At 63.8% G+C, this 25321-nt stretch carries 24 protein-coding genes; 3 read left to right on the forward strand and 21 right to left on the reverse strand.

Annotated features, from left to right (window positions below):
* Nucleotides 1-108: 108 nt before the first annotated feature.
* Nucleotides 109-612, forward strand: a complete 504-nt coding sequence (locus tag HWX53_RS21250; RefSeq protein WP_244140209.1) for an NINE protein — start codon at nt 109-111, stop codon at nt 610-612.
* 2 nt (nt 613-614) lie between these two features.
* Here the strand turns inward: HWX53_RS21250 and HWX53_RS21255 are convergent, their stop codons facing one another.
* The gene (locus tag HWX53_RS21255; protein WP_175945256.1) at nt 615-1754 is read right to left on the reverse strand and encodes a PA0069 family radical SAM protein; all 1140 of its coding nucleotides are present in this window, start codon (nt 1752-1754) and stop codon (nt 615-617) included.
* Between the two features lie 71 nt (nt 1755-1825).
* Nucleotides 1826-2314: an Lrp/AsnC ligand binding domain-containing protein gene (locus HWX53_RS21260; RefSeq protein WP_175944590.1), complete on the reverse strand. Its 489-nt coding sequence runs from the start codon at nt 2312-2314 to the stop codon at nt 1826-1828.
* 142 nt (nt 2315-2456) lie between these two features.
* Here HWX53_RS21260 and HWX53_RS21265 point away from each other — a divergent pair, with 142 nt between their 5' ends.
* The gene (locus tag HWX53_RS21265; protein WP_175944592.1) at nt 2457-3749 is read left to right on the forward strand and encodes a D-amino acid dehydrogenase; all 1293 of its coding nucleotides are present in this window, start codon (nt 2457-2459) and stop codon (nt 3747-3749) included.
* A 53-nt stretch (nt 3750-3802) separates the two neighbouring features.
* Here HWX53_RS21265 and HWX53_RS21270 read toward each other — a convergent pair whose 3' ends face one another.
* The 7 genes from HWX53_RS21270 to HWX53_RS21300 all read right to left on the reverse strand — a co-directional run bounded on the left by HWX53_RS21270 (nt 3803) and on the right by HWX53_RS21300 (nt 11645).
* Complete coding sequence (locus tag HWX53_RS21270; RefSeq protein WP_175944594.1) at nt 3803-5593, reverse strand: acyl-CoA dehydrogenase; 1791 nt, start codon at nt 5591-5593, stop codon at nt 3803-3805.
* A 96-nt stretch (nt 5594-5689) separates the two neighbouring features.
* A complete protein-coding gene (locus HWX53_RS21275; protein ID WP_175944596.1) occupies nt 5690-6625 on the reverse strand; it encodes an FAD-binding protein in 936 nt (311 codons plus the stop codon).
* 1 nt (nt 6626) lies between these two features.
* The gene (locus tag HWX53_RS21280; protein ID WP_175944598.1) at nt 6627-7376 is read right to left on the reverse strand and encodes an electron transfer flavoprotein subunit beta/FixA family protein; all 750 of its coding nucleotides are present in this window, start codon (nt 7374-7376) and stop codon (nt 6627-6629) included.
* A gap of 173 nt (nt 7377-7549) precedes the next feature.
* Nucleotides 7550-8347: a MetQ/NlpA family ABC transporter substrate-binding protein gene (locus tag HWX53_RS21285; protein ID WP_175944600.1), complete on the reverse strand. Its 798-nt coding sequence runs from the start codon at nt 8345-8347 to the stop codon at nt 7550-7552.
* A 23-nt stretch (nt 8348-8370) separates the two neighbouring features.
* On the reverse strand, nt 8371-9024 hold the full coding sequence (locus HWX53_RS21290) for a methionine ABC transporter permease (RefSeq protein ID WP_175944601.1): 654 nt from the start codon (nt 9022-9024) through the stop codon (nt 8371-8373).
* Nucleotides 9014-10048 carry a methionine ABC transporter ATP-binding protein gene (locus HWX53_RS21295; RefSeq protein WP_175944603.1) on the reverse strand — a complete coding sequence of 345 codons (1035 nt, stop codon included), beginning with the start codon at nt 10046-10048 and terminating at the stop codon, nt 9014-9016. The genes HWX53_RS21290 and HWX53_RS21295 overlap by 11 nt, the downstream gene beginning before the upstream one ends.
* Nucleotides 10049-10721: 673 nt before the next feature.
* Complete coding sequence (locus HWX53_RS21300; RefSeq protein ID WP_175944606.1) at nt 10722-11645, reverse strand: histone deacetylase family protein; 924 nt, start codon at nt 11643-11645, stop codon at nt 10722-10724.
* Between the two features lie 294 nt (nt 11646-11939).
* Between HWX53_RS21300 and mltB the strand changes: the two genes are divergently transcribed.
* Complete coding sequence (gene mltB / locus HWX53_RS21305; RefSeq protein ID WP_175944608.1) at nt 11940-13097, forward strand: lytic murein transglycosylase B; 1158 nt, start codon at nt 11940-11942, stop codon at nt 13095-13097.
* Nucleotides 13098-13150: 53 nt separating this feature from the next.
* On the opposite strand, the gene cysM is transcribed toward mltB, so the two are convergent.
* From cysM to HWX53_RS21365, 12 genes are all read right to left on the reverse strand, one after another.
* Nucleotides 13151-14053, reverse strand: coding sequence for a cysteine synthase CysM (cysM, locus tag HWX53_RS21310; RefSeq protein ID WP_175944610.1), 903 nt, complete (start codon nt 14051-14053; stop codon nt 13151-13153).
* 288 nt (nt 14054-14341) lie between these two features.
* On the reverse strand, nt 14342-14728 hold the full coding sequence (locus HWX53_RS21315) for a helix-hairpin-helix domain-containing protein (RefSeq protein WP_175944612.1): 387 nt from the start codon (nt 14726-14728) through the stop codon (nt 14342-14344).
* A gap of 74 nt (nt 14729-14802) precedes the next feature.
* On the reverse strand, nt 14803-15795 hold the full coding sequence (gene rfaD / locus HWX53_RS21320; RefSeq protein ID WP_175944613.1) for an ADP-glyceromanno-heptose 6-epimerase: 993 nt from the start codon (nt 15793-15795) through the stop codon (nt 14803-14805).
* A gap of 6 nt (nt 15796-15801) precedes the next feature.
* Nucleotides 15802-16779: a D-glycero-beta-D-manno-heptose-7-phosphate kinase gene (gene rfaE1 / locus HWX53_RS21325; RefSeq protein ID WP_244140210.1), complete on the reverse strand. Its 978-nt coding sequence runs from the start codon at nt 16777-16779 to the stop codon at nt 15802-15804.
* A complete protein-coding gene (locus HWX53_RS21330) occupies nt 16745-18136 on the reverse strand; it encodes a UDP-glucose/GDP-mannose dehydrogenase family protein (protein WP_175944615.1) in 1392 nt (463 codons plus the stop codon). Before HWX53_RS21330 ends, rfaE1 begins: the two co-directional genes overlap by 35 nt.
* A gap of 75 nt (nt 18137-18211) precedes the next feature.
* Nucleotides 18212-19387, reverse strand: coding sequence for a lipopolysaccharide assembly protein LapB (gene lapB / locus HWX53_RS21335; RefSeq protein WP_175944617.1), 1176 nt, complete (start codon nt 19385-19387; stop codon nt 18212-18214).
* Between the two features lie 78 nt (nt 19388-19465).
* On the reverse strand, nt 19466-19759 hold the full coding sequence (locus tag HWX53_RS21340; RefSeq protein ID WP_175945260.1) for a LapA family protein: 294 nt from the start codon (nt 19757-19759) through the stop codon (nt 19466-19468).
* 300 nt (nt 19760-20059) lie between these two features.
* The gene (locus HWX53_RS21345; protein ID WP_008342376.1) at nt 20060-20389 is read right to left on the reverse strand and encodes an integration host factor subunit beta; all 330 of its coding nucleotides are present in this window, start codon (nt 20387-20389) and stop codon (nt 20060-20062) included.
* 22 nt (nt 20390-20411) lie between these two features.
* Nucleotides 20412-22145 (reverse strand): 30S ribosomal protein S1, encoded by a 1734-nt coding sequence (gene rpsA, locus HWX53_RS21350; protein ID WP_175944619.1) that lies wholly within the window; start codon nt 22143-22145, stop codon nt 20412-20414.
* 164 nt (nt 22146-22309) lie between these two features.
* Entirely contained in the window at nt 22310-22990 is a 681-nt protein-coding gene (gene cmk, locus HWX53_RS21355) for a (d)CMP kinase (RefSeq protein WP_175944621.1), read from the reverse strand.
* A gap of 58 nt (nt 22991-23048) precedes the next feature.
* Nucleotides 23049-24353: a 3-phosphoshikimate 1-carboxyvinyltransferase gene (gene aroA, locus HWX53_RS21360; RefSeq protein ID WP_175944623.1), complete on the reverse strand. Its 1305-nt coding sequence runs from the start codon at nt 24351-24353 to the stop codon at nt 23049-23051.
* Nucleotides 24354-24372: 19 nt separating this feature from the next.
* Nucleotides 24373-25299: a prephenate dehydrogenase/arogenate dehydrogenase family protein gene (locus HWX53_RS21365; protein WP_175944625.1), complete on the reverse strand. Its 927-nt coding sequence runs from the start codon at nt 25297-25299 to the stop codon at nt 24373-24375.
* Between the last annotated feature and the right edge of the window lie 22 nt (nt 25300-25321).

Below are 25321 nucleotides of genomic sequence, written 5' to 3' on the forward strand. Positions count from 1 at the left end.
CTGGCAACGTGCAGCGCCGGGAGCCGCCGCGACCGAAATGTCGCGTTCTGTCTACGCCGCGCGCCGCATCGTAAAATGACGAATCTGCACTTATCACCGCTCTCCAAGATGACTTCCTCGTCCGTTGCCGCGCAGTCCGAGTCCAAGCCTGCGGGCAAGGCGGCTCCGACCTACTTCCGTTCGAAAACACTGACCGCCGCGCTTGCGTTTCTGTTCGGCAGCATCGGGCTTCACCGCTTCTATCTGTATGGCATGCGCGACAAGTACGGCTGGGCGCATATCGTGGGGATCGCGATGGGCGCGGTCGGCTATCTGCTGCTCGCCGCGACCGAGCGTACGTCGGTGCTCGGCTGGGCGCTCGCCCTGCCGGGCGCGGTGTCGCTGCTCGCGGCATTTCTCTCGGCAATCGTCTACGGACTGCGGCCCGACGCGAAGTGGGACGCGCAGTTCAACGCCCATACCGGCCGCCAGAGTCACTCGGGCTGGACGGTGATCTTCGTGGTGATCTTCTCGCTGCTGATCGGAGCATTCCTGTTGATGACGGGCCTCGCGCTGACGTTCCAGACGTATTTCGAAGGCCAGGTGGAAGCCGCCAAGACGTTGTCGCAATAAGGTCAGAATAGGTTCAACTGGCAGCCAGCGGCAGGCGCCGCCGCCCGCTGGGCCTTCGCGCTCGCTGGCCGCTGGAACTCCGACATGTCCAGAATGCCGCGATTGCGCAGGTTTAGACCGAGCCGCTTCGTCGCCTGACTAAAGCGCTGTTTCAACATGTCCGCCCACAGGCCCTCGCCCTTCATGCGCGTGGCGAAGTCCGAGTCGTAGTCCTTGCCGCCGCGCATGTCGCGCACGCGGCTCATCACGCGGTCCGCGCGATCCGGAAAATGCGCGGCGAGCCAGTCCTTGAAAAGGGGCGCCACTTCCCACGGCAGACGCAGCACGATATAGCTCGCCGTGGTCGCGCCCGCCTCCGCGCAGGCTTCCAGCACGCGCTCTAGGTCCGGTTCGGTGACGAACGGAATCACCGGCGCGATGCTCACGCCGACCGGAATGCCCGCCTCCGCGAGCGTGCGAATGGTGCGCAGCCGGCGCGACGGCGTGGCGGCGCGCGGTTCGAGCGTGCGCGCGATGTCGGCATCGAGCGTCGTAACGGTGATCGCCGCCATGAACTGCTTGCGCTCGGCCATGGGCGCGAGCAGATCGATATCGCGTTCGATCAGCGACGACTTCGTGATCGCCCCGAACGGATGCCCGCAGTCGTGGAGAATCTCGATCACCCGCCGCGTCAGCTTCAGATCGCGCTCGACCGGCTGATACGCGTCCGTATTTACGCCGAGCGCGATGGGGTCCGGCTGATAGCTCGGCTTCGCCAGCTCGCGCTCGAGCAATTCGCCGGCGTTGATTTTCGCGTAGATGCGGCTTTCGAAATCCAGTCCCGGCGAGAGGCCGAGATAGCTGTGAGTCGGACGCGCGAAGCAATAGATGCAGCCGTGTTCGCAGCCACGGTAGGGGTTCAACGAAACCGTGAAGGGGATGTCCGGCGAGTTGTTGCGCGTGAGAATACTCTTCGCGCGTTCCTCGAAAACCTGCGTGCGCAGCGGCGGCGAGCCTTCGTCCTCGGCAGTTTCGTGCGTCCAGCCGTCGTCGACGCGCTCGCGCTCGTCCTTCTCGTAGCGGCCCTGAAGGTTGGACACAGCGCCGCGCCCCTTCAGCGGCGAAGGCGGCGCGACAGGGAATTCATCGTCCGGCGTGCGCATTGCGGTCACAGAGTTGCGTCTTGAAGTACTGTACAAATATACAGTATTGCGCCGCGACCGCAAACAGTTTTTTAGACGTCGACCGGAATGGTCAGCGTCTCCTTGATCTCCTCCATCACCACGTAGCTTTTCGACTGCACGGCTCCGGGCAGTTGCAAAAGAATGTCGCCGAGCAGCTTGCGGTAGTCGGCCATTTCGCCGATGCGCGCCTTGATCAGATAGTCGAAATCGCCCGAAACGAGATGACATTCGAGCACTTCGGGAATGCGCTGAACCTCGCGCCGGAACTGGTCGAACATGTTGCCGCTTTTATGATCCAGCGTGATCTCGACGAACACGAGCAGCGCCGCGCCCAGTTGCGCCGGGTTCACGCGCGCGTAGTAGCCGGTGATCACGCCGTCGCGTTCCATGCGCCGCACGCGCTCGATGCACGGCGTCACCGACAGGCCGACACGCTCCGCCAGATCCTTCATCGCGATGCGTCCGTCCTGCTGCAGGATGCTCAAAATCTTGTGATCGAGTTTATCGAGCGTCCGAAGCGGATTTCGCTGCGTTCTCATCGTCTCCTTCCTGAAAATCCGCGAAATACAATAACTAAAACTGCCTTACTGCCAATAGTATAGGCGATAACACTAGCCGGACAATCCGTCGCAGCCCTCGTGCGATTCGCGACTGTCCAGTCGGATCGGAAACGGAGATCACATGCGAATCGTTATTCTGGGAAGCGGCGTCGTCGGCGTGACGAGCGCGTATTACCTCGCCCGCGCCGGGCACGAAGTCACGGTCATCGACCGCGAAGCCGGCCCCGCGCTGGAAACCAGTTTCGCCAATGCGGGACAGATTTCGCCGGGCTACGCGTCGCCGTGGGCCGCGCCGGGCGTGCCGCTCAAGGCCGTCAAATGGATGTTCGAAAAGCACGCGCCGCTCGCCATCCGCCTCGACGGCACGATGAGCCAGCTGCAGTGGATGTGGCAGATGCTGCGCAACTGCACGCAGGAGCGCTACACGGTGAACAAAGGCCGCATGGTGCGCCTCGCCGAATACAGCCGCGACTGCCTGCAGGCGTTGCGCGCGGACACCGGCATTCAATACGAAGGCCGCACCGGCGGCACGTTGCAGGTTTTCCGCACGCAGCAGCAGTTGGACGGCGCGGCGAAAGACATCGCGGTATTGAAGGACGCCAACGTGCCGTTCGAACTGCTGTCGGCGGCGGAACTGGCGACGGCCGAGCCCGCGCTCGCCGCCGTGTCGCACAAGCTGACGGGCGGCCTGCGCCTGCCGAACGACGAAACCGGCGACTGCCAGATGTTCACCACGCGCCTGGCCGCGATGGCCGAAGCGCTCGGCGTCGAGTTCCGCTACAACACGCCGATCGACGCGCTGCGCGTGAACAACGGCCGCATCGCCGGCGTGCAGTGCGGGAGCGAACTTATCACGGCGGATTCGTATGTCGTCGCGCTCGGGTCGTATTCGCCGAAGCTGCTCGGCGATCTCGTCAAGATTCCGGTGTATCCGCTGAAGGGCTATTCGATTACCGCGCCGATCGTCGATGCGACGCGCGCGCCGGTTTCCACCGTGCTCGACGAAACGTACAAGATCGCGATCACGCGTTTCGACGACCGCATTCGCGTCGGTGGCATGGCGGAGATCGTCGGCTATGACAAGACGCTGAAGCAGGCGCGTCGCGAGACGCTCGAAATGTGCGTGAACGACCTGTTTCCCGGCGGCGGCGACACCGGGAGCGCGAGCTTCTGGACCGGCCTGCGCCCGATGACGCCGGACGGCACGCCGATCGTCGGCCGCACGCCCGTGCCCAATCTCTTCCTCAACACCGGCCACGGCACGCTCGGCTGGACGATGTCGTGCGGTTCGGGCCAGTTGCTCGCCGATCTGATGTCCGGCAGACAGCCGGCAATCCGCTCGGACGACTTGTCGGTGCATCGCTACTTCGGCGATGCAAGCGTCACCGGGCGACCCGCCTACGCCGACGCCTGACGTTTCGACCGGCTGATTGAACGACGGCGCCTGCAAAGGCGCCGTCGTCGTTTTCAGAACTGATCTTCGCTCAGCGCGAGCACGCCTTCGTGTCCGTTGGCGCTCACGATCGCCGCCTCGAAGCCGGGCGCGTGCGACAAGATGTGTTCCGCGAAGAACTCGGCGGTCGCGATCTTCGCCGAATAGAACGGCTCGTCCTCGGCGCGTTTTGCTTGCGCGACGAGCATCGCGCGGGCCATTTGCCAGCCGGAAAGCACGATGCCCGCGAGCTTCAGATACGGCACGCTGCCCGCGAACACCGCGTTCGGATCGCTCTTGAACCGCGCCACGACGAACTCGATGACGCGCGCGAGCGACAGGCTGCCCGCGCTCAGATGACGATGCATCGACTTGAACGCCTGGCCATCGACTTCGGCGAGCGCCGAGATGGTCTGGTCGATCTGCGCGAGCAGCGCCTGCGCGGTTGCGCCGCCATCGCGCACGGTCTTGCGCCCGATCAGATCGTTGGCCTGAATCCCGGTCGTGCCTTCGTAGATCGGCAGGATGCGCGCATCGCGATAATGCTGCGCGGCGCCGGTTTCCTCGATGAAGCCCATGCCGCCGTGCACCTGCACGCCGAGGCTCGCGACATCCACGGAAATTTCGGTGCTGAAGCCCTTGACGATCGGCACGAGAAATTCATAGACCGCCTGATGCCGCTTGCGCACTGCTTCTTCCGGATGCGCGTGCGCCAGGTCGCTGTGCGCGGCGGCGACATACGCGAGCGCGCGTGCGCCTTCCGTATAGGCGCGCATGGTGGCGAGCATGCGTCGCACGTCCGGATGCTGGATGATCGGCACCGCGGCTTTCGCGCTGCCATCCACCGGGCGGCTTTGCACGCGCTCCTTCGCATACGCGACCGCCTGCTGATACGCCCGCTCCGACACCGCGACGCCCTGCATGCCGACGGCGAAACGCGCGGCATTCATCATGATGAACATGTATTCGAGGCCGCGATTTTCCTCGCCGATCAAATAGCCGACCGCGCCGCCGTGGTCGCCGTATTGGAGCACGGCGGTCGGGCTCGCCTTGATGCCGAGCTTGTGCTCGATGGAGACGCAATGCACGTCGTTGCGCGCGCCGAGCGAGCCGTCGTCGTTGACGAGAAACTTCGGCACGATAAAGAGCGAGATGCCCTTCACGCCTTCCGGCGCATCCGGCGTGCGCGCGAGCACCAGATGCACGATGTTCTCCGTCATGTCGTGCTCGCCGTACGTGATGAAGATTTTCGTGCCGAAGAGCTTGTACGTGCCGTCGCCCTGCGGCTCGGCGCGCGTGCGCACGAGCGCGAGATCGGAGCCGGCTTGCGGCTCGGTGAGGTTCATCGTGCCGGTCCATTCGCCGGAAATGAACTTCGGCAGATAGCGCGCCTTCTGCTCCTCGCTGCCCGCGGTCAGCAACGCTTCGATGGCGCCGTCTGTCAGCAGCGGACAGAGCGCGAACGAAAGATTGGCCGAGTTGAGCATTTCGATGCAGGCAGTCGCGATGAGCTTCGGCAGGTTCTGTCCGCCGAACTCCGCCGGATGCACGATGCCTTGCCACCCGCCCTCCGCGAACTGGCGAAACGCGTCCTTGAAGCCGGGCGTCGTCGTCACCTGTCCGTTCGCCCACGTGCTGGGTTGGCGATCGCCCGTGACGTTCAGCGGCGCAAGCACTTCGCCGCAGAAGCGCGCGGCTTCGTCGACGACAGCCTGCGCGGTGTCGAAGTTGCCGTCCTCATAGCCCGGCAGCGCGGCGATGCTGTCGATATCGGCCAGTTCCTTCATGACGAACAGCATGTCCTTCACGGGAGCGCGGTAGCTCATCGTTTGTCTCCTCTTTCGTTTCCGCATGCAAAAAGGGCGCAACGGTTGTCGCGCCCTTTGTTTTTCTATTGCAGGCGCCGCTCGCGACGCACGCGATCAGCCGAGTTCTTTCACCAGTTCCGGCACGACCGAGAACAGATCGCCGACGAGGCCGTAATCCGCCACGCTGAAGATCGGCGCTTCGGCGTCCTTGTTGATCGCGACGATCACCTTGCTGTCCTTCATGCCGGCCAAGTGCTGAATCGCGCCGGAGATGCCGACCGCCACATACAACTGCGGCGCGACGATCTTGCCCGTCTGGCCGACTTGATAATCGTTCGGCACGTAGCCCGCGTCGACCGCCGCGCGCGATGCGCCCAGCGCCGCGCCCAGCTTGTCCGCGAGCGGCTCCAGCACTTGTGTGTAGTTCTCGCCGCTGCCGAGACCGCGCCCGCCCGAGACGATGATGTTCGCGCTCGTCAGTTCCGGGCGGTCCAGCTTCGTGACTTCGCGGTTCACGAACTGCGAGACGCCTGCATCGGCCGCTGCTTCGATTTTTTCGACCGATGCGCTGCCACCTTCAGCCGCGACAGGATCGAAGCCCGTCGCGCGCACCGTGATGACCTTGATCGGATCAGCCGATTGCACCGTCGCGATCGCGTTGCCCGCGTAGATCGGACGCTCGAACGTATCGGCGCTCACCACAGCCGTGATCTCGCTGATCTGCGCGACATCCAGATGCGCGGCGATACGGGGCGCGATGTTCTTGCCGTAAGCCGTCGCTGGCGCGACGATGTGCGAATAAACCTTCGCGATATTCAGCACGGTGCCTTCGACGTTCTCGGCAAGCCCTTCGGCGAGTTGCGGCGCATCGGCCAGCAGCACCTTCGAAACGCCTGCGATCTTCGCCGCTTGTTCCGCCGCGCCCTGCGCGTTCGAACCCGCAACGAGAATGTGAATATCGCCGCCGAGCTTGGCCGCTGCCGCGACCGTGTTCAACGTCGCCGCCTTGATCGACGCGTTGTCGTGTTCCGCAATTACAAGAGTCGTCACGTTAGATCACCTTCGCTTCGGTTTTCAGTTTCTCCACCAGCGTCTTCACGTCCGGCACCGTCACGCCGGCGCTGCGCTTGGGCGGCTCGGTGACTTTCAGCGTCTTCAGACGCGGCGCGACATCGACGCCGAGATCCGCGGGCGTCACGGTCGTGAGCGGCTTCTTCTTCGCCTTCATGATGTTGGGCAGCGTCACGTAGCGCGGCTCATTCAGGCGCAGGTCGGTCGTGACGACCGCGGGCAGCTTGAGCGACAGCGTTTCCGCGCCGCCATCGACTTCACGCGAGACAGTCGCGCGGCCATCGGCGATCACCACTTTCGATGCGAACGTCGCCTGCGGCAGGCCCGCGAGCGCGGCGAGCATCTGACCGGTCTGGTTCGAATCGTCGTCGATCGCCTGCTTGCCGAGAATCACGAGTTCCGGCTTTTCCTGATCGACCAGCGCCTTGAGCAGCTTCGCGACCGCCAGCGGCTGCAACTCTTCGGACGTTTCAACGAGAATCGCGCGATCCGCACCGATCGCCAGCGCCGTGCGCAGCGTTTCCTGACACTGCGTGACACCGCACGACACCGCGATCACCTCGGTTGCGACGCCCGCTTCCTTCAGACGCACCGCCTCTTCCACGGCAATCTCGTCGAACGGGTTCATCGACATTTTCACGTTGGCGAGTTCGACGCCCGTGTTGTCCGATTTCACGCGGACCTTCACGTTGTAGTCGACCACGCGCTTGACTGGCACCAGAATTTTCATCCACACGCTCCAAAGTTACGATTACGTCAACCCAGCGTCATTATACGAGCGGCGCGTTTGCGCTTCGGCCATCGACAAGCGAGCAGGGTCAGCGTGCAATAGATTGAGGCTACTTTAATCGAACGGTCGTTCGCTTCCCATCCCAATAAACCCGGAGACGCTGCGAAACCCTCTCACCAGGCCGCGATGACCGCGCCGGCGTACTTGCCTTCGATGAACTGCTTCACCTCCGGCGAATGATAGGCGGCCACGAGCTTGCCGACCCACGGCTTGTCCTTGTCGGCGGCGCGGATGGCGATGATGTTCGCGTACGGGCCGTGCGGATTTTCGATGGCGATTGCGTCGGATTTGGGCTTCAGGCCTGCTTCCATCGCGAAGTTCGTGTTGATGGCGGCGGCATCGACATCGCCGAGCGAGCGCGGAATCTGCGCGGCGTCCAGCTCGACGATCTTCACCTTCTTCGGATTCTCGACGATATCGAGCGGCGTCGCCTTCAGGCCCGCATCCGCGCGCAGCTTCAGCAAGCCCTGCTTTTGCAGCAGCAGCAACGCGCGGCCGCCGTTGGTCGGATCGTTCGGCACGGCGATGCGCGCGCCATTCGGCAACTCATTCAGCGACTTCAGCTTCTTCGAATAGATGCCCATCGGGAACGTGACCGTATCGGCCACCTTGATGAGCTTGTAGCCGCGGTCTTTCACCTGCGCGTCCAGATACGGCTGATGCTGATAGCTGTTGGCGTCGAGATCGCCCGCCGCGAGCGCCGCGTTCGGCTGCACATAGTCCGAGAATTCGACGACCGTGATCTTCAGCCCGTTCTTCGCGGCGACCTGCTTCACGACTTCCATGACTTGGGCGTGCGGGCCGCCCGTCACGCCAACCTTGATGGCGTTGTCGTCCGCGTGCGCGAGCGTGCTGATGAGCGATGCCGCGCCGAGCGCCGCGGCGAACTTCAGAATGAATCGACGTTGCATGTGCTGACCTTTTTTCGGTGGAATTATTTGTGGCTCAGACGGCGCACGAGCCAGTCGCCGAACGACTGCACGAGCTGCACGAACACGATGAGAATGACGACGACCGCCAGCATGACTTCCGGCAGGAACCGCTGATAGCCGTAGCGAATGCCGAGATCGCCGAGACCGCCGCCGCCGATCGCGCCCGCCATCGCCGAATAGCCGACCAGCGAGACGAACGTGATGGTGAGTCCCGCGACGACGCCCGGCAGCGATTCGGGCAGCAGCACCTTGAAGACGATCTGGCTCGTGGTCGCGCCCATGGCCTGCGCGGCTTCGATGAGACCGCGATCCACTTCGCGCAGCGCCGTTTCGACGAGCCGCGCGATGAACGGCGCCGCCGCGATGGTGAGCGGCACGACCGCCGCCGCCGTTCCGATCGACGACCCGACGATGAGCCGCGTGAACGGAATGACCGCGACGAGCAGGATGATGAACGGCGTCGAGCGCACCGCATTAACGATGCCACCGAGCACGCGGTTCACGGCCATGTTTCGCAGCACGCCGTCGCGGTCGGTCAGATAGAGCAGCACGCCGAGCGGCAGGCCCACCGCCGCGCCGACGAGTCCCGAGATGCCGACCATGATCAGCGTTTCCCAGAACGACTGCACGAACATGTCGAACATTTCACTCAACATGGGACAACTCCTCCACCACCACGCCTTGCGTGCGCAAATAAGCGATCGCCTCCGCGACCTTGACCGGCTGACCGCCCGCCAGCACGGCGAGCGATCCGAACGCCTGACCCTGAATCTCGTCGATCTGGCCGTGCAGAATGTTGAAGTCCAGTTCGTAGCGGCGGATCGTTTCCGAAAGAATCGGCTGGTCGACGCCCGAGCCCGTGAACGCCAGCCGCAGCAAATGGCCGCTGCCGCTCTTGAGCCGCTCGGCGACGCGCGCCTTCAGCGCGGGCGGCAGCTCGTGCGCGATGACATCGCCGATGAGCGCGCGCGTGACTTCGTGATGCGGCTGCATGAAGACATCGACGACCTTGCCTTCTTCGACCACGCGCCCTGCGTCCAGCACGGCCACGCGGTCGCAGACCTGCTTGATGACTTCCATCTGATGCGTGATGAGCACGATGGTGAGCCCGAGTTCGCGATTGATCTTGCGCAGCAGGTCGAGAATCGCGCGCGTGGTTTCGGGATCGAGCGCGGACGTGGCTTCATCCGACAGCAGCACTTTCGGCTTGCTCGCGAGCGCCCGCGCGATGCCCACGCGCTGCTTCTGCCCGCCGCTGATTTGCGCGGGATACTTGTCCTTGTGTGTTGTCAGGCCGACGAGGTCGAGTAGCGGCAGCACCGCCGCTTCGATTTCCGCGCGCTTCTTGCCCGCCAGTTCGAGCGGCAGCGCGACGTTGCCGTACACGGTGCGCGACGACAGCAGGTTGAAGTGCTGAAAGATCATGCCGATGTCCCGGCGCGCGGCGCGCAAGTCGTCCGGACGCAGGGTCGTGAGATCGCGGCCATCGACGATCACGTTGCCTTCGCTCGGCCGCGTCAGCAGATTGAGCGTGCGCACCAGCGTGCTCTTGCCCGCCCCGCTGCGCCCAATGATGCCGAACACTTCGCCGGCCGGAATCGTCAAGTTGACGTTGTGCAGCGCTTCGACCCAGCCTCGGGGTCCCGCGAAACGCTGCGAGAGGTTACGTATGTCGATCATGGAAACGCGACGCGGTGGCTGCCGAAGGAATTTGCTATCGCAAAGCGGACTGCCGCGCGGCTCGTGATTTTGAGGCAGCGATTCTACCGTGTCGGTTAGATTTCTTTTAATAATCGAAATCGATGCTCTCATTGCCAAATCTTATATGATCGCGCGCTTTATCTGTCTCCCCGGTTTGATCATTGTGGAAGAAACGATTCGCGCCGAGATGAATTCATCTATTAACGAGACGAGCGCCGAGTTAGATTCAACACTCCTAAATGACTGTGGAGTCGTCAAAAAATGAAGAAAACGGCTGCTTTCTCTGTTGCCGCAATCGCGTTTTCCGTTGCAGCCGCTGCGCCGGTCACCGCATTCGCCACGCAGGACGCTTATGTGCAATTAAGTTGCACAGGCGGAACAAGCGGGACCTGCACCGTATCGGCCAGGGGCGGCGGCCTCGCCTCTGGTTCCGCCACCGCCTTCCACTGGCGGGGGACGGATATTTCGATCGTTCCCACAGGCCCCACGACGGCGACATTTTCATGTCCGTCGCACGCGACCCCAACCGGCTACATCACAGCCTTCACCGGTAGGGATGGGCAAGCCGGGGAGATGGTTCTGAGTGCGTCCACATACATCGTGTGCCTCCCGCCAGAACAGAAATAAATGCAGTAACCGGCGAGGCGCAGCGTCAAATCTGCGCCAATGCCCGCAAGTGCGCGACGACGCTACGCCCGAGCGCCGACAGGTTGTATCCGCCTTCGAGACAACTCACGATGCGCCCTTCTGCGTGCCGCTCGGCGACCGCGCGAATCTGCTCGGTGATCCACGCGTAATCGTCTTCCACAAGGCCCATGTTGCCGAGGTCGTCTTCGCGGTGCGCGTCGAAGCCGGCGGAGATGAACAGCATCTGCGGCTTGAATTCCTCGAGGCGAGGCAGCCACATCATGTCGATCACTTCGCGCACCGCCATGCCCTTGGTGCGCGCGGGCAGCGGCACGTTCACCATGTTCGGCGCGTGGCTGTCCGCGCCGCTGAACGGATAGAACGGATGCTGGAAGAAGCTGCACATCAGCACGCGCGAGTCGCCGGTGAAGGCGGCTTCGGTGCCGTTGCCGTGATGCACGTCGAAGTCGATGACCGCTACGCGTTGCAGTCCGTGCACTTCCAGCGCATGACGCGCGGCGATCGCGACGTTGTTGAAAAGACAAAAGCCCATCGCGCGCGCGGGCTCCGCGTGATGGCCCGGCGGACGCACGCTGCAGAACGCGTTGTCGTAGCGGCCTTCGATGACGGCATCGGTCGCCGCGACGGCCGCGCCCGCCGCGCGCAACGCCGCGCGATACGACTGCGGACACATCGACGTATCCGGGTCCAGTTCGCTTCGCCCATGTTCGGGCGTGCGGCTCTTGATGTAGTCGATGTGCGCCTGCGTGTGCACGCGCGCCAGATCGGCTTCGTCGGCGAGCGGCGCGTCTTCACGCTCGATCAGGGCGTCGATGCGGCTCGCGATGAGTTGATCTTCGATTGCCTGAAGGCGCGCGGCGCATTCGGGATGCCACTGGCCGTTATCGTGCTGAAGGCAGTCGGAGTGGGTGTAGAAGCCGGTGGCCATGATGTCTCGCAGTGCCGCTGTCGTCGGCGCGTCTCGTCTTTTTTCGTCATACGCGATCCTGTGCCGCGCATTTGACGTTAAGTTACCACACCGTTCGAAACGGCCGTCGCCCCGAGTCTTGCGGAGCCGCATCGGCATGGCGCGCGCAGGGCGTCGGTTATACTGCCCCGACGCCCCGGCAGCCAGCGCCGACGGCACGTTGCAGGCCAATGCGCTCGGTCAAGAATCGTTGCAAGAAGCTGCACGCGACGGCAGAACATCCGGCATCGCCCTCAATCGCTCACCAAGCACACTATGACTTTTCAGCTTGCCTCGCTCGATTCCTCTCTCAAGCCGCTGACGCGCGCGTTCATCGCTTCCTTGCTGTGCGCAATCGGCGGCGTTTGCGGCAACAGTGCCCTTGCGCAGTCGCAGCAGCCGCAGAGCGCGACGCCGCAAGGGCAAGTGTTCGAAGAAGAGATCGTGCCGCAGCGGTACGCGAACAACCCGAATGTCGACGCGTTCATCAACGACATGGTCGCGCGCTACGATTTCGATCCCGCCACGCTGCACGACCTCTTCAATCGCGTGAGCTACTCCGCGACGGCGGTGAAGCTCGTGTTGCCGTCGCCCACGCCCTCGCTCAAGAACTGGCGCGCGTACCAGTCGCGTTTCATCGAGCCGATTCGCATCAACGCGGGCGTGAAGTTCTGGCGCGCGAATCAGGCCACGTTGCAGCGCGCGTCCGCGCAGTTCGGCGTGCCGCCGGAAGTGATCGTCGGGATCATCGGTGTCGAGACCATCTACGGCAAGTACATGGGCAATTTCCGCGCGCTCGACGCGCTGACCACGCTCACGTTCGACTACCCGAACACGCCGAACCGCGCCGAACGTCAGGCGACGTTCCGCAAGAATCTCGAAGACCTGCTCGTCTGGACGCGCGATTCGCAAATCGATCCGACGACCGTGCTCGGCTCGTACACCGGCGCCATCGGCATTCCGCAGTTTCTGCCGAGCAGCATCGTGCAATACGCGGTGGACTTCGATGGCAACGGCCGCATCGACTTGCGCACGAGTCCGGCCGATGCCATCGGCAGTGTCGCGAATTATCTGAAGCAGAACGGCTGGGAGCCGGGCCGTCCGGTCGTGTGGCGCATTGCGGGCGATGAAGGCAGCCAGGGCATCGCGCAAGCCGCGGCCGACGGGCAGCCGGAGCCGCACTGGTCGCTCGCGCAGTTGACGAAGGCCGGCATGCTGCTGACCGAACCGGGCCTGAATCTGGGCGCGGAGGCGGCCACGCCGCTGACCGTCGTGGACCTGCCGACGCCGGGCCGCGCGACCGAATACACGCTCGGCCTCAAGAACTTCTATGTGCTGACGCGCTATAACCGCAGCTTCTTCTACGCGCTCGCCGTGTATCAGTTGGGCGAGGCCGTCAAGGCGCGCATGGCGGCGGGCGACGCGTCGCAGTAAGGTCGCTCTCATCGGCGGTCCGCCGTGCGAAGCGGACCGCGATTGATGAGCGCTCAGGCGGGAAAGACGCCCGTCGACAGATAACGGTCGCCGCGGTCACAGACGATGAACACAATGGTCGCGTTCTCGAGCTGACGCGCAACGCGCAGCGCGACTTCGCACGCGCCGCCCGACGAAATGCCGGCGAAGATGCCTTCCACCGACGCGAGCCGCCGCGCCATTGCCTCGGCTGCCGCCTGACTCACGTTCTCCACGCGATCCACGCGGCTCCGATCGAAAATCTTCGGCAAGTACGCTTCCGGCCACTTGCGGATACCCGGAATGCGCGAGCCTTCTTCGGGCTGCGCGCCGATGATCTCGATTCTCTCGTTCTTCTCCTTCAGATACTGCGACACGCCCATGATCGTGCCAGTCGTGCCCATCGAGGAGACGAAATGCGTGATGCGTCCTTCGGTCTGCCGCCACAGTTCCGGACCGGTGGTTTCATAGTGCGCGAGCGGATTGTCCGGATTCGCGAACTGATCGAGGATGATGCCGCGGCCGTCGCGCTGCATCTGATCGGCGAGATCGCGCGCGTACTCCATGCCGCCTGTGACCGGCGTGAGAATGATTTGCGCGCCGTACGCGCCCATGCTCTGACGCCGCTCGATGGACAGGTCCTCCGGCATGATCAGCACCATCTTGTAGCCGCGCACGGCTGCTGCCATCGCGAGCGCAATGCCGGTGTTGCCGCTCGTCGCCTCGATCAGCGTGTCGCCCGGCTTGATGCGGCCGCGCTCTTCAGCTTTCCTGATCATCGACAGCGCCGGACGGTCTTTCACCGAGCCCGCCGGGTTATTGCCTTCGAGCTTGCCGAGCACGACGTTATTGCGGCTGCGGATTTCATCGTCCACCACGCGGACGAGTTGCACGAGCGGCGTATTGCCGATCGTGTCTTCGATAGTCATGTAAGCCATAGCGGACCGAATTCGGGTTCCACGGAACGACTGCGCATGCTCGTGCGCGCGTTCGCCGGAATATTGATATGGGAGTCCACTGATTGTAGCCCACCGCTTCCCGCCATGCGCCTCGCCCCTCCCGCGCGGATGGCTACGCGAGCGGCCGAACGCGCGGCTTTCGTCACGCAAAAAACCCGCGGCGAGGCAGACCGCGGGGAGCCCAAACATCCGAAGGCTGAAGGAGCGAAGAAACCCGTTGCAGCGCGCGACGCGGCCGCCGACAAGCCGCGCCGCGCGCCCTACCGCTTACTTCTTGACGACCACAGGCTTGGACGCCTGCGACGACAGCACGGGCGTCGCGCTGACGCCGTTGGCACCATTGGCGCCGGTGGCCGCAGTCGTGCCGGTGGCCGCGGTCTTCGACGCCGTGCCGATGGTCAGGCCTTCGGCCGTGAGCCGTTGCACCGTCTTGCCGCCCATGCCTTTGACGCGCGAGCTGAGATCGGCCGCATCCTTGAAGGGGCCGTGCGCCTGACGTTCATCGAGAATGGCTTTCGCCTTCGCCGGGCCGATGCCCTTGATGCCGCGCAGGGCATCGGTATTGGCGGTGTTGACATCGACCGCTGCGAGCGCCGAACCGATGGACAGGGTGAGCGCGAGCGCAACGAGGGTCGAAAGGGCTTGCTTGAACATGCTGAGTCTCCAGAAGAACCGGCCGGCGAACAGTGCCGACCGCGAGACCCAGTGTAGAGAGACTTCGAACGCGTTTATAGCTGGCCGAATAGCCAACGCACGTAGCGGTCGACGCCTTCCTGAACCGTGAGAAACGGCGCTTCGTAACCGGCTGCGCGCAGGCGCGTCTGGTCCGCTTGCGTGAAGCACTGGTACTTGCCGCGCAGCGCGTCGGGGAACGGGATGTACTCGATCAGCCCGCGCTGCACGAGTTCCGCGAGCGACAGCGGCGCTTCGCCGTCGATCGCGCGCAGCGAGTTGACGACCGTCGACGCGATGTCGTTGAACGGCTGCGCGCGCCCCGTGCCGAGGTTGAAGATGCCCGACTTCTCCGGGTGATCGAGAAAGTGCAGATTGACCTTCACCACGTCTTCCACGGACACGAAATCGCGCGTCTGCTCGCCCGCCGCGTAGCCGTTGTATTCGCCGAAGAGCTTGACCTTGCCTTCGGCGCGGAACTGGTTGAAGTTGTGAAACGCGACCGACGCCATGCGCCCCTTGTGCGTCTCGCGCGGACCGTACACGTTGAAATAGCGGAAGCCGACGATCTGGCTGCCTGCCTTCGGCAAGACCTGACGAACGATCTGATCGAAAAGGAACTTCGAGTAGCCGTACACGTTGAGCGGCTTCTCGACTTCGCGCTCCTCGACGAAGCGGCTCGACCCGCCGTACGTGGCCGCCGACGACGCATACAGAAACTGCGCGCCCTGCGCGAGACAGATGTCCATCACGTCCCGGCTGTACCGGAAGTTGTTGTCCATCATGTAGCGGCCGTCGGTTTCCATCGTGTCGGAGCAGGCGCCTTCGTGGAACACCGCACGCACCTTGCCGAAGTCGCCGCGCCGGAAGCGCTCGACGAACTCGGTCTTGTCGAGGTAATCGTCGATCTCGCAATCGACGAGATTCTTGAACTTGTCGGCGCGCGTGAGGTTGTCCACCGCGATCACGCGATGCTCGCCGCGCTCGTTGAGCGCCTTGACTATATTGCTGCCGATAAAGCCGGCCGCCCCGGTAACGATGAAAGTCATGTGAGATCAGGCGAAGAGTTCGTTGTAGTCGACGGTCGCCGTGCCGAGCTTGCCCACGACGATGCCGGCCGCGCGGTTCGCGTACACGATCGAATCGACGAGCGGCACGCCCGCGCCGAGCATCGTCGCGACCGTTGCGATGACGGTGTCGCCCGCGCCCGACACATCATACACTTCGCGCGCTTCGGCCGAATTGTGCAGCACCTGGTTCTCCGTGAAGAGCGTCATGCCCTCTTCCGAGCGCGTCAGCAAGAGCGCGCCGAGGTCGAGGTCCGCGCGCAGCTTCGTCACGCGCTCGTGCAGGTCTTCCTCGGACTTCCAGTGGCCGATCACTTCGCGCAATTCCGCGCGATTCGGCGTGATGAGCGTCGCGCCGCGATAACGCTCCCAGTCGTCGCCCTTCGGATCGACGAGCACGGGTTTGCCGGCCTCGCGCGCGTCGGCAATCATCTTCGTGACGTGCGTGAGACCGCCCTTCGCGTAGTCCGACATCAGAATGACGTCGTGCTGCGGCAGCAGTTCGGTGAAGCGTTCGAGGCACGCGCGCAGCACTTCGTGATTCGGCGTGTTCTCGAAGTCGACGCGCAGCAGTTGCTGCTGGCGCGACAACACGCGCAGCTTGATGGTCGTGAGCAGTTCCGGGTCGCGCGCGAGGTGCGCGGCGACCCGGCTCTCGCCGAGCAGCTCGACGATGCGCTCGCCCGGCTCGTCATGCCCCACGACGCACAGCAGACCCGCCTGCGCGCCGAGGGCCGCCGCGTTGCGCGCGACGTTCGCCGCCCCGCCCAGGCGATCCTCCTTCTTCTGCACGTGCACGACCGGCACGGGCGCCTCGGGCGAGATGCGGTTCACATCGCCGAACCAGTAGCGGTCGAGCATCACATCGCCGACCACCAGCACGCGCGCCGCGGAAATGCGGGCGCGCGGCACCACTGGGATATTCGCCGGGCTATTGCCGGCTGCCATTGCCGTCGAGTTCGACATGGGGACGTCCTATTGCAAAATAATCGATGCCTAGTTCTGCCATCGCTTCCGGTTCATACAAATTGCGGCCGTCGAAGATAACCGGCATCTTCAGCTCGCTCTTCAAGTGCCCGAAGTCCGGACTCTTGAATTCCTTCCATTCGGTCACGATGACAAGCGCGTCCGCGCCCGTCAACGCTTCCTGTTGCGTTTGCACGAAGTGCAGACGCTCCATGTCTTCGCGGCGGCCTTCGAGATCGAGCGCGAACACGCGCTGCGCCTCGGCCATCGCGACCGGATCGTACGCTCGCACCGTCGCGCCGCGTTCGAGCAGCGACGCGATCAGACGCCGGCTCGACGCCTCGCGCATGTCGTCGGTATTCGGCTTGAACGCGAGGCCCCACACGGCGAACGTGCGGCCGCGCAGGTCTTCGCCCATGCGCTTGACGATCTTGTTGACGAGCACTTCCTTCTGCGCGTTGTTGACCGCTTCGACCGATTCGAGAATCTGCAGCCGATGTCCGTTTTCGCGCGCCGTCTGCACGAGCGCCTGCACGTCCTTCGGGAAGCAGGAGCCGCCGTAGCCGCAACCCGCATACAAGAAGTGATAGCCGATGCGCGGGTCGGAGCCAATGCCGCGACGCACGGATTCGATGTCCGCGCCGACCGCATCCGCGAGATTCGACAGATCGTTCATGAACGAAATGCGCGTGGCGAGCATGGCGTTGGCCGCGTACTTCGTGAACTCGGCGGAACGCACGTCCATGTAGAGCGTGCGCTCGTGATTGCGGTTGAACGGCGCGTACAGGCGCTTCATCATTTCGCGCGCGCGGTTGCCGGCCTGATCATCGTCGATGCCGATCACGATGCGGTCCGGCCGCATGAAGTCATCGACCGCGGCGCCTTCCTTCAGGAACTCGGGATTCGATACGACGGAAAAGCCGTCGTCGCGTCCGCGCGCCTTCAGTTCTTCGTCCACGACGCGCTTGACTTGCAGCGCCGTGCCGACCGGCACCGTCGATTTGTCGACGATCACCTTGAAGCCGTTCGAATAGCGTCCGATATTGCGCGCGGCCGCGAGCACGTACTGCAGGTCGGCCGAGCCGTCTTCGTCGGGCGGCGTGCCGACCGCGATGAACTGAATGTCGCCGTGCTCGACGCTCGCCTTCACGTCGGTGGAGAACTGGATGCGCCCCGCTGCACGCGTGCGCTTGAGCATTTCCTGGAGGCCCGGCTCGTGAATCGGCACGCCGCCGTTATTGAGAATCTCGATCTTGCGCGGATCGACGTCGACACAAAACACGTCATTGCCGATTTCAGCGAGGCAAGCACCGGTCACAAGACCGACGTAACCCGTACCAACGATGGTAACTTTCATAGCTCTCCGTGGGTTTCTAAGATAGCGGCGATGATGATGAGCGCGCAAACAGCGCGCTCGCGATAGTGTGCGAACTCAGGCCGAACTCGTGATCGGTTCGACGCGTCGTGGCGCGTAAGTCTCCCAGCCGCTGCAGCCGGGGCACTGCCAATAGAATAGACGCGCGCGGAAGCCACAAGTCTGACACGTATAGCGGGGCAAATTCTTGGTGCGTTGCTTGACGAGCGTGCGCATGAGCTGCAGTTCGCCCCGGCGCGGCTCCTCGGCGGTCGCTTCCTGCGCTTCGAGCAGGCGCGTCATGCCCGCGAGATTCGGAGCGATCTCCATCTGCCTGCGCACGAGCGCGTGCGCCGCATCGAGACCGCGCAGTTCCTGAACATGCTTGTACGCGACATCCAGAAGATCGTTCGACGGATAGCGCGTCGCGTAGTCGATCAGCAAGTCGACGCCCTCTTCCTTGCGCCCCAGCGCGGCATACGCCTTCATCAGCTTCTCGGCGACGAGCGGCAGATACGCTTCGTTCTGCGCCTCGACGCGCTTCCAGACGGCAATCGCGGCTTCGACGTTTCCGGCGGCGGCTTCGGCGTCACCCGAGAGAATCGTGGCGCGGACGTTGTCCGGATTCGACGCCAGCGCGAGCTTCAGTTCGGCGCGCGCATCGTCCTGATTCTTGCGCTGCAAGGCTTCCTGCGCGAGTTCGCAGTGGAAATGCGCGATTTCCATGTGCAGCGACGGCGCGCCCATCTTCTCGATGCGTTCGGCCGTCGTGATGGATTTCGGCCAGTCCTTTTCGATCTCGTAAATGGTGAGCAACGCGCGTTGCGCGCCGAGCGAATACTCGCCGGCTTCCAGCGACCGGAACGTTTCCTCCGCGCGATCCAGAAGGCCCGCTTTCAGGAAGTCCTGCCCCAGTTCGTACAGCGCGTGATCGCGTTCGGCCGCCGGCAGGTCCGCGCGGCTCAACAGGTTCTGATGCACGCGAATGGCGCGATCCGTCTCGCCGCGCCGCCGGAACAGATTGCCGAGCGCGAAGTGCAGTTCGATGGTTTCAGGGTCCAGCTTGGCGACTTCGATGAACGCGTCGATCGCCTTGTCGTGTTGCTCGTTGAGCAGGAAATTCAGGCCGCGAAAGTACGACCGCGGCAGGTTCGCATTCTCGGATAACAGCGTTTTCAGGTCGTAGCGGGATGCCATCCAGCCTAGCGCGAAAGCGACCGGGATGACGAGCAGCCACCAGAAGTCTAGATCCATGCGAATGTTCGGTGAGTCGGTTAGGTGTCTGCTTCGGACGAATCGGGCGCAAGCGCCGCCGCCCGGACGATGCGCGTATCAGATGAGCGGCGGCATCGGCGGTTCTTCTTTGACCAGCGGCGTCTCCCGTGCGGCGCGCACGTCACGCTTCAGACGCCCGTTTTCGATCCGCAAGCGCAGCATCGCCGGCACCGCCGAAACGAGCCCGGCGAGCAGTCCCACGACGAAGAACGCCAGCCCGATCAGGATCAGCGGCGCCTGCCAGGCGTAGCCTGCGAGGAAATTCAGCGTCGCCGTCTGCGTGTTGGCCAGCGCCAGCACGAGCAACAACACGAAGACCAGAACGCGGATCAGCCAGACTATGAATTTCATGAACGTCTCGCAATGGCGGTGCATCTCGCGGCCGTCGCTTCGCCGTTCGGCCTACGTGATTACCCGAGTCAAAGTGACCGGTATTGTAATGGATGCGTTTGCTTCGAAGCACCGGCGCGGCCCAAGCCTCCGACGAAACGTCCGAACTATGTGCGCTAGCGAACGCGAGGCGCCGCGTGCAGCCCGTCGGGACGAAAAAAAAGCACCCACATGGGGTGCTTTTCTGGTCGATTGCCTCATGGCCGGACGTCGCGGCGGATCACTTGCGCGCACGCAATGATTCGTACCGATGCGCGCCGATCAGAGATCGTCCGCATCGTCGTCATTCGACGCCTTCAGCGGCTCGCCGGCGCGGCCATCGACGCGTTCGCGCAATTCCTTGCCCGGCTTGAAGTGCGGCACGAATTTCTCCGGCACCAGCACTTTTTCCCCCGACTTGGGATTGCGCCCGACGCGCGACGGACGACGGTTGAGCCCGAAGCTGCCGAAGCCGCGAATTTCGATGCGATGACCGTTGGCAAGCGCCTCCGACATCGCATCGAGCATCGTCTTGACCGCGAAATCCGCATCCTTGAGCACAAGTTGCGGAAATCGCGAGGCCAACTGGGCGACCAATTCCGATTTGGTCATACTGCAGCAGTACCGTTAAGGCTTAGCTGTTCTGGCCGTCGAGCTTGGCCTTCAGCAGCGCGCCGAGGTTGGTCGTGCCGGTAGCGGCGGCGTTCGAGTCCGAAGCTTGCAGGCCGCGCATGGCTTCCTGCTGCTCGGCCGAATCCTTCGCCTTGATCGACAGGTTGATGCCGCGCGACTTGCGATCGATATTGATGATCATCGCGTTGACCTTGTCGCCTTCCTTCAGCACGTTGCGCGCATCTTCCACGCGGTCCTGTGCAATTTCCGAAGCGCGCAGGTAGCCTTCGACTTCGCCCGACAGCGTGACGACCGCACCCTTCGGATCGACCGACTTCACGACGCCGTCGACGATTGCGCCCTTGTCGTTGATCGCGACGAAGTTGCTGAACGGATCGCCTTCGAGCTGCTTGATGCCGAGCGAGATACGCTCCTTCTCGACGTCGATGCCCAGAACCACTGCTTCGACTTCGTCGCCCTTCTTGTACTTGCGAACCGCTTCTTCGCCCGTTTCCGACCACGACAGGTCCGACAGGTGAACCAGACCGTCGATGCCGCCCGGCAGACCGATGAAGACGCCGAAGTCGGTGATCGACTTGATCGCGCCTTGCAGCTTGTCGCCCTTCTTGAAGTTGCGGCTGAAGTCATCCCACGGATTCGGCTTGCACTGCTTCATGCCGAGGCTGATACGGCGGCGATCTTCGTCGATTTCGAGAACCATGACTTCGACCTCGTCGCCCAGCTGCACGACCTTCGACGGTGCAACGTTCTTGTTCGTCCAGTCCATTTCCGACACGTGGACCAAGCCTTCGATGCCCGATTCCACTTCGACGAATGCGCCGTAGTCGGTGATGTTCGTGACCTTACCGAACAGACGCGTGCCCGACGGGTAACGGCGCGAGATGCCTTCCCACGGATCGTCGCCCAGTTGCTTGATGCCAAGCGAAACGCGGTTCTTCTCTTGGTCGAACTTGAGGATCTTCGCGGTGACTTCCTGGCCGACCGACAGCACTTCCGACGGGTGACGCACGCGACGCCATGCGATGTCGGTGATGTGCAGCAGGCCGTCGATGCCGCCCAAGTCCACGAACGCGCCGTAGTCGGTGATGTTCTTGACCACGCCTTCCACGATCGCGCCTTCCTTCAGCGTTTCGAGCAGCTTTGCGCGCTCTTCGCCTTGGGTAGCTTCGATCACGGCACGGCGCGACAGCACGACGTTGTTACGCTTGCGGTCGAGCTTGATGACGCGGAATTCGAGCGTCTTGCCTTCGTACGGGGTCGTGTCCTTGACCGGACGCGTGTCCACGAGCGAACCCGGCAGGAACGCGCGGATGCCGTTGACCATCACGGTCATGCCGCCCTTCACCTTGCCGGTGATGGTGCCGGTGACCAGCTCGTTGTTGTCCAGCGCTTTTTCCAGCGACAGCCACGAAGCCAGACGCTTCGCCTTGTCGCGCGACAGGATGGTGTCGCCATAGCCGTTTTCCAGCGCGTCGATCGCGACGGAAACGAAGTCGCCCGCCTGCACTTCCACTTCACCCGCGTCGTTCAGGAACTCTTCGAGCGGAATATAGGCTTCGGACTTCAGACCAGCATTCACGACCACGAAGTTGTGGTCGACACGCACGACTTCGGCGGAGATCACTTCGCCAGCGCGCATGTCCTGCTTGGTCAGCGACTCTTCGAACAGAGCCGCAAAAGATTCGTTATTCGGGGTGGAGGTTTGCAGGTCGGACATAAAAATCAATATTTGCACAGCTTTTGCGCGAATGGCCAAAAAGGCCGACGATGCGCGAAGCCGTACGGGGTTAAGGGGTTTAACACACGCTCCGCCACATGGCGGAGCACCCAACTATCCGGAAGCCGACCAATCAGTCGAACACTGCGGCGGGCGAACCGGCACATCTACTACGTTTCAAGCTATACGCGCACTTCGCTGTACCAGCCGATGATCTGCTCGACCGCTTGATCGATCGACAAACCGGAGGTGTCCAGCGTCTTCGCGTCCGCCGCGGGCTTGAGCGGCGCGGCTGCCCGGTTCATGTCACGGGCGTCGCGTTCGCGCAAATCGCGCAGCAAGTCATCCATATTAGCAGAAAAGCCTTTTTGCATCAATTGCTTATGGCGTCTCGCCGCGCGGGCCTCGACGCTCGCGGTCAGAAACACCTTCAGTGTGGCGTCGGGGAAGATGACCGTGCCCATGTCGCGGCCGTCGGCAACGAGCCCCGGGCGCTTGCGAAACGCCCGCTGGCGGGCGACGAGCGCCTGCCGCACTTCGGGATGCACTGCGATCGCGGACGCGCGATTGCCGATTTCCTCGGCGCGGATCTCAGTCGATACATCGACGCCGTCGAGCTGCGCGCATCCCTCGCGAAAGGTGATATGGAGGTCGCCGACGAGGTTTGCAAGCGCCGGGGCGTCGCCCTTGTCGATGCCGTAGCGGACGCTCGCGAGCGCCGCGAGCCGGTACAGCGCGCCGCTGTCGAGCAGGTGAAAGCCGAGCGTGGCCGCGACGACTGCCGCGACCGTGCCCTTGCCGGAGGCCGTCGGCCCGTCGATGGTGATGACTGGAGTGGGGTCGAAAGGACGGCTCGGTTTCATTGCGTATGGCCGCTGCGGCCCGTTGTTGCTGTTTTCGTGATGGAAGGCATGGCGCGGCTCAGGTTCTGACGAGCGTCGCGAAACGGTCGAAATAGTCGGGGAAAGTCTTGTTCACGCACTTCGGATCGTTGATGCGCACCGGCACGCCGCCCAGACTCACGAGCGAAAAGCACATCGCCATGCGGTGATCGTCGTAGGTATCGATCGCAGCGTTCGCCGTGAGCTTCGCCGGCGGCGTGACGACCAGATAATCCGCGCCCTCTTCGACCGTCGCGCCGACCTTGCGCAGTTCGGTCGCCATCGCGGCGATGCGGTCGGTTTCCTTCACGCGCCAGCTTGCGATGTTGCGCAGCGTCGTCGTGCCGTTCGCGAAAAGCGCGGCCACGGCAATGGTCATCGCGGCGTCGGGAATCAGGTTGAAGTCCATGTCGATGGGCGCGAGCTTGCCGTCGTCGGACTCGACGCCGCGCACCTCGATCCAGTCGTCGCCCATCATGACGTTCGCGCCCATGCGATTGAGCGCATCCGCGAAGCCGACGTCGCCCTGAATGCTCGACCGCCCGACGCCTTCCACGCGCACCGGCCCGTGGCCGATGGCGCCCGCCGCCAGAAAATACGACGCGGACGACGCGTCGCCTTCCACCATGATCGCGCCGGGAGCCCGGTACGACGCGCCCGCGGGCACCGTGAACCGCGCCCAGCCGTCGCGCTCGACCGTGACGCCGAAGCGTTCCATCAGCCGCACGGTGATCTCGATATACGGCTTCGAAATGAGCTCGCCTTCGACTTCGATCGTCACCGGGCCGCTCCGGCCCTCGATAACCGGCAGGCTCATCAGAAGCGCGGTGAGAAACTGGCTCGACACGTCGCCGCGCACGCGAATGGGCTTGTCCACGGCGATCTTCGACGCATGAATCCTGAGCGGCGGAAAGCCGTCGTTCTGCTCGTAGTCGATCTTCGCGCCGATCTGACGCAGCCCGTCGACGAGATCGCCGATCGGGCGCTCATGCATGCGCGGCACGCCATGCACGCGGTATTCGCCGCCATTGACCGCGAGCGCCGCCGTCAGCGGCCGAACCGCCGTTCCCGCGTTGCCGAGAAAAAGCTCCGCCGACTTCGACGGAAACGCGCCGCCCGTGCCCGTGACGATCACGCGCTCGCCATCGCGTTCGAGCGACACGCCGAGCGTTTCCAGCGCGGCCAGCATCACGCGCGTGTCGTCGGAATCGAGCAGATTCGTGATCGCCGTTTCGCCGGTCGAAAGCGCCGCGAGCAGCAGCACGCGGTTCGAGATGCTCTTCGAGCCGGGCAGCCGCACCGTGCCGGACGCGCGCGCGAAGGGTCCGAGGTCGAGATGTTCCATGCTGTTTCCTGGGGGTGTCTTATTTCGTGGGCGAATCGCCGGGAATCTTCTTGCCGCCGCGTTCCTGCCACTCCGTGCGCGCCACGCGCGAGCGCGCGAACGCGGCTTCGAGCGCCGCGCCATCCGACGCGTCGATGGCCGCGCGAAACCGCGACAGCACGTCAGTGTAGGCGTCGAGTTCGGCGAGCAGCGCCGCGCGGTTCGCCAGACACACGTCGCGCCACATTTCCGGGCTCGACGCCGCAATGCGCGTGAAATCGCGAAAGCCACCCGCCGCGAACGAGAACTTCAGTTGCGCGTCCGGCGCTTCGAGAATCTGCTCGACGAGCGCGAACGACAGCACATGCGGCAGATGGCTCACCGACGCGAACACGCGATCATGCTGTGCCTCGCTCATCGTGTGCACCGCCGCGCCGGTCGCCCGCCACATCCCGGCGATGCGCTCGACGGCTTCCGACGCGTTCTCGGCGAGCGGACACAGCACGACATTGCGATCGACGTAGAGATCAGGCAACGCGGCATCGACGCCGCTCGACTCGCGTCCGGCAATCGGATGCCCCGGCACGAACTGCGCGACGCGTTCGGAAAGTGCCGCCCGTGCCGCCGCGACGACGTCGCTCTTCGTGCTGCCCGCGTCGGTGACGAGCGTCTGCGCGTCCAGAAACGGCGCGATGCGCGCGAGCAACGGCTGCGTCTGCGCGACCGGCGCGGCGAGCAGCACGATATCGGCGCCCCGCAACGCGAGGGCGAGCGCCGCGTCGTCATCCAGCGCGGCGGCTTCGTCGATCACGCCGAGCTCGACCGCGCGCGCCACCGACTGCGCCGAGCGCCCGACGCCGACCACGCGCCCCGCGAGCCCGGCGCGTTCGCGCAACGCGCGCGCGAGCGATCCGCCGATCAGGCCGACGCCGAAAATAACCAGTTTATTGAAAGTGAACGCGGCCACGGGACATCGCAAAAAGCGCGTC

Origin of the sequence: Caballeronia sp. BCC1704 (assembly GCF_902833455.1) — a bacterium.
GTDB lineage: Bacteria > Pseudomonadota > Gammaproteobacteria > Burkholderiales > Burkholderiaceae > Caballeronia.

What these genes read in the sequence shown, in the direction of transcription:
- lapB (WP_175944617.1), bottom strand. Translation starts at nt 19,387, where the DNA reads ATGGATCTAGACTTCTGGTGGCTGCTCGTCATCCCGGTCGCTTTCGCG.
- HWX53_RS21340 (WP_175945260.1), bottom strand. Translation starts at nt 19,759, where the DNA reads ATGAAATTCATAGTCTGGCTGATCCGCGTTCTGGTCTTCGTGTTGTTG.
- HWX53_RS21315 (WP_175944612.1), bottom strand. Translation starts at nt 14,728, where the DNA reads ATGTTCAAGCAAGCCCTTTCGACCCTCGTTGCGCTCGCGCTCACCCTG.
- HWX53_RS21260 (WP_175944590.1), bottom strand. Translation starts at nt 2,314, where the DNA reads ATGAGAACGCAGCGAAATCCGCTTCGGACGCTCGATAAACTCGATCAC.
- HWX53_RS21285 (WP_175944600.1), bottom strand. Translation starts at nt 8,347, where the DNA reads ATGCAACGTCGATTCATTCTGAAGTTCGCCGCGGCGCTCGGCGCGGCA.
- mltB (WP_175944608.1), top strand. Translation starts at nt 11,940, where the DNA reads ATGACTTTTCAGCTTGCCTCGCTCGATTCCTCTCTCAAGCCGCTGACG.
- cysM (WP_175944610.1), bottom strand. Translation starts at nt 14,053, where the DNA reads ATGGCTTACATGACTATCGAAGACACGATCGGCAATACGCCGCTCGTG.
- HWX53_RS21290 (WP_175944601.1), bottom strand. Translation starts at nt 9,024, where the DNA reads ATGTTGAGTGAAATGTTCGACATGTTCGTGCAGTCGTTCTGGGAAACG.
- HWX53_RS21250 (WP_244140209.1), top strand. Translation starts at nt 109, where the DNA reads ATGACTTCCTCGTCCGTTGCCGCGCAGTCCGAGTCCAAGCCTGCGGGC.
- HWX53_RS21270 (WP_175944594.1), bottom strand. Translation starts at nt 5,593, where the DNA reads ATGAGCTACCGCGCTCCCGTGAAGGACATGCTGTTCGTCATGAAGGAA.
- HWX53_RS21345 (WP_008342376.1), bottom strand. Translation starts at nt 20,389, where the DNA reads ATGACCAAATCGGAATTGGTCGCCCAGTTGGCCTCGCGATTTCCGCAA.
- HWX53_RS21330 (WP_175944615.1), bottom strand. Translation starts at nt 18,136, where the DNA reads ATGAAAGTTACCATCGTTGGTACGGGTTACGTCGGTCTTGTGACCGGT.
- aroA (WP_175944623.1), bottom strand. Translation starts at nt 24,353, where the DNA reads ATGGAACATCTCGACCTCGGACCCTTCGCGCGCGCGTCCGGCACGGTG.
- HWX53_RS21295 (WP_175944603.1), bottom strand. Translation starts at nt 10,048, where the DNA reads ATGATCGACATACGTAACCTCTCGCAGCGTTTCGCGGGACCCCGAGGC.
- HWX53_RS21280 (WP_175944598.1), bottom strand. Translation starts at nt 7,376, where the DNA reads ATGAAAATTCTGGTGCCAGTCAAGCGCGTGGTCGACTACAACGTGAAG.
- HWX53_RS21255 (WP_175945256.1), bottom strand. Translation starts at nt 1,754, where the DNA reads ATGCGCACGCCGGACGATGAATTCCCTGTCGCGCCGCCTTCGCCGCTG.
- rfaE1 (WP_244140210.1), bottom strand. Translation starts at nt 16,779, where the DNA reads ATGTCGAACTCGACGGCAATGGCAGCCGGCAATAGCCCGGCGAATATC.
- HWX53_RS21265 (WP_175944592.1), top strand. Translation starts at nt 2,457, where the DNA reads ATGCGAATCGTTATTCTGGGAAGCGGCGTCGTCGGCGTGACGAGCGCG.
- rfaD (WP_175944613.1), bottom strand. Translation starts at nt 15,795, where the DNA reads ATGACTTTCATCGTTACCGGGGCGGCCGGCTTTATCGGCAGCAATATA.
- HWX53_RS21300 (WP_175944606.1), bottom strand. Translation starts at nt 11,645, where the DNA reads ATGGCCACCGGCTTCTACACCCACTCCGACTGCCTTCAGCACGATAAC.
- cmk (WP_175944621.1), bottom strand. Translation starts at nt 22,990, where the DNA reads ATGAAACCGAGCCGTCCTTTCGACCCCACTCCAGTCATCACCATCGAC.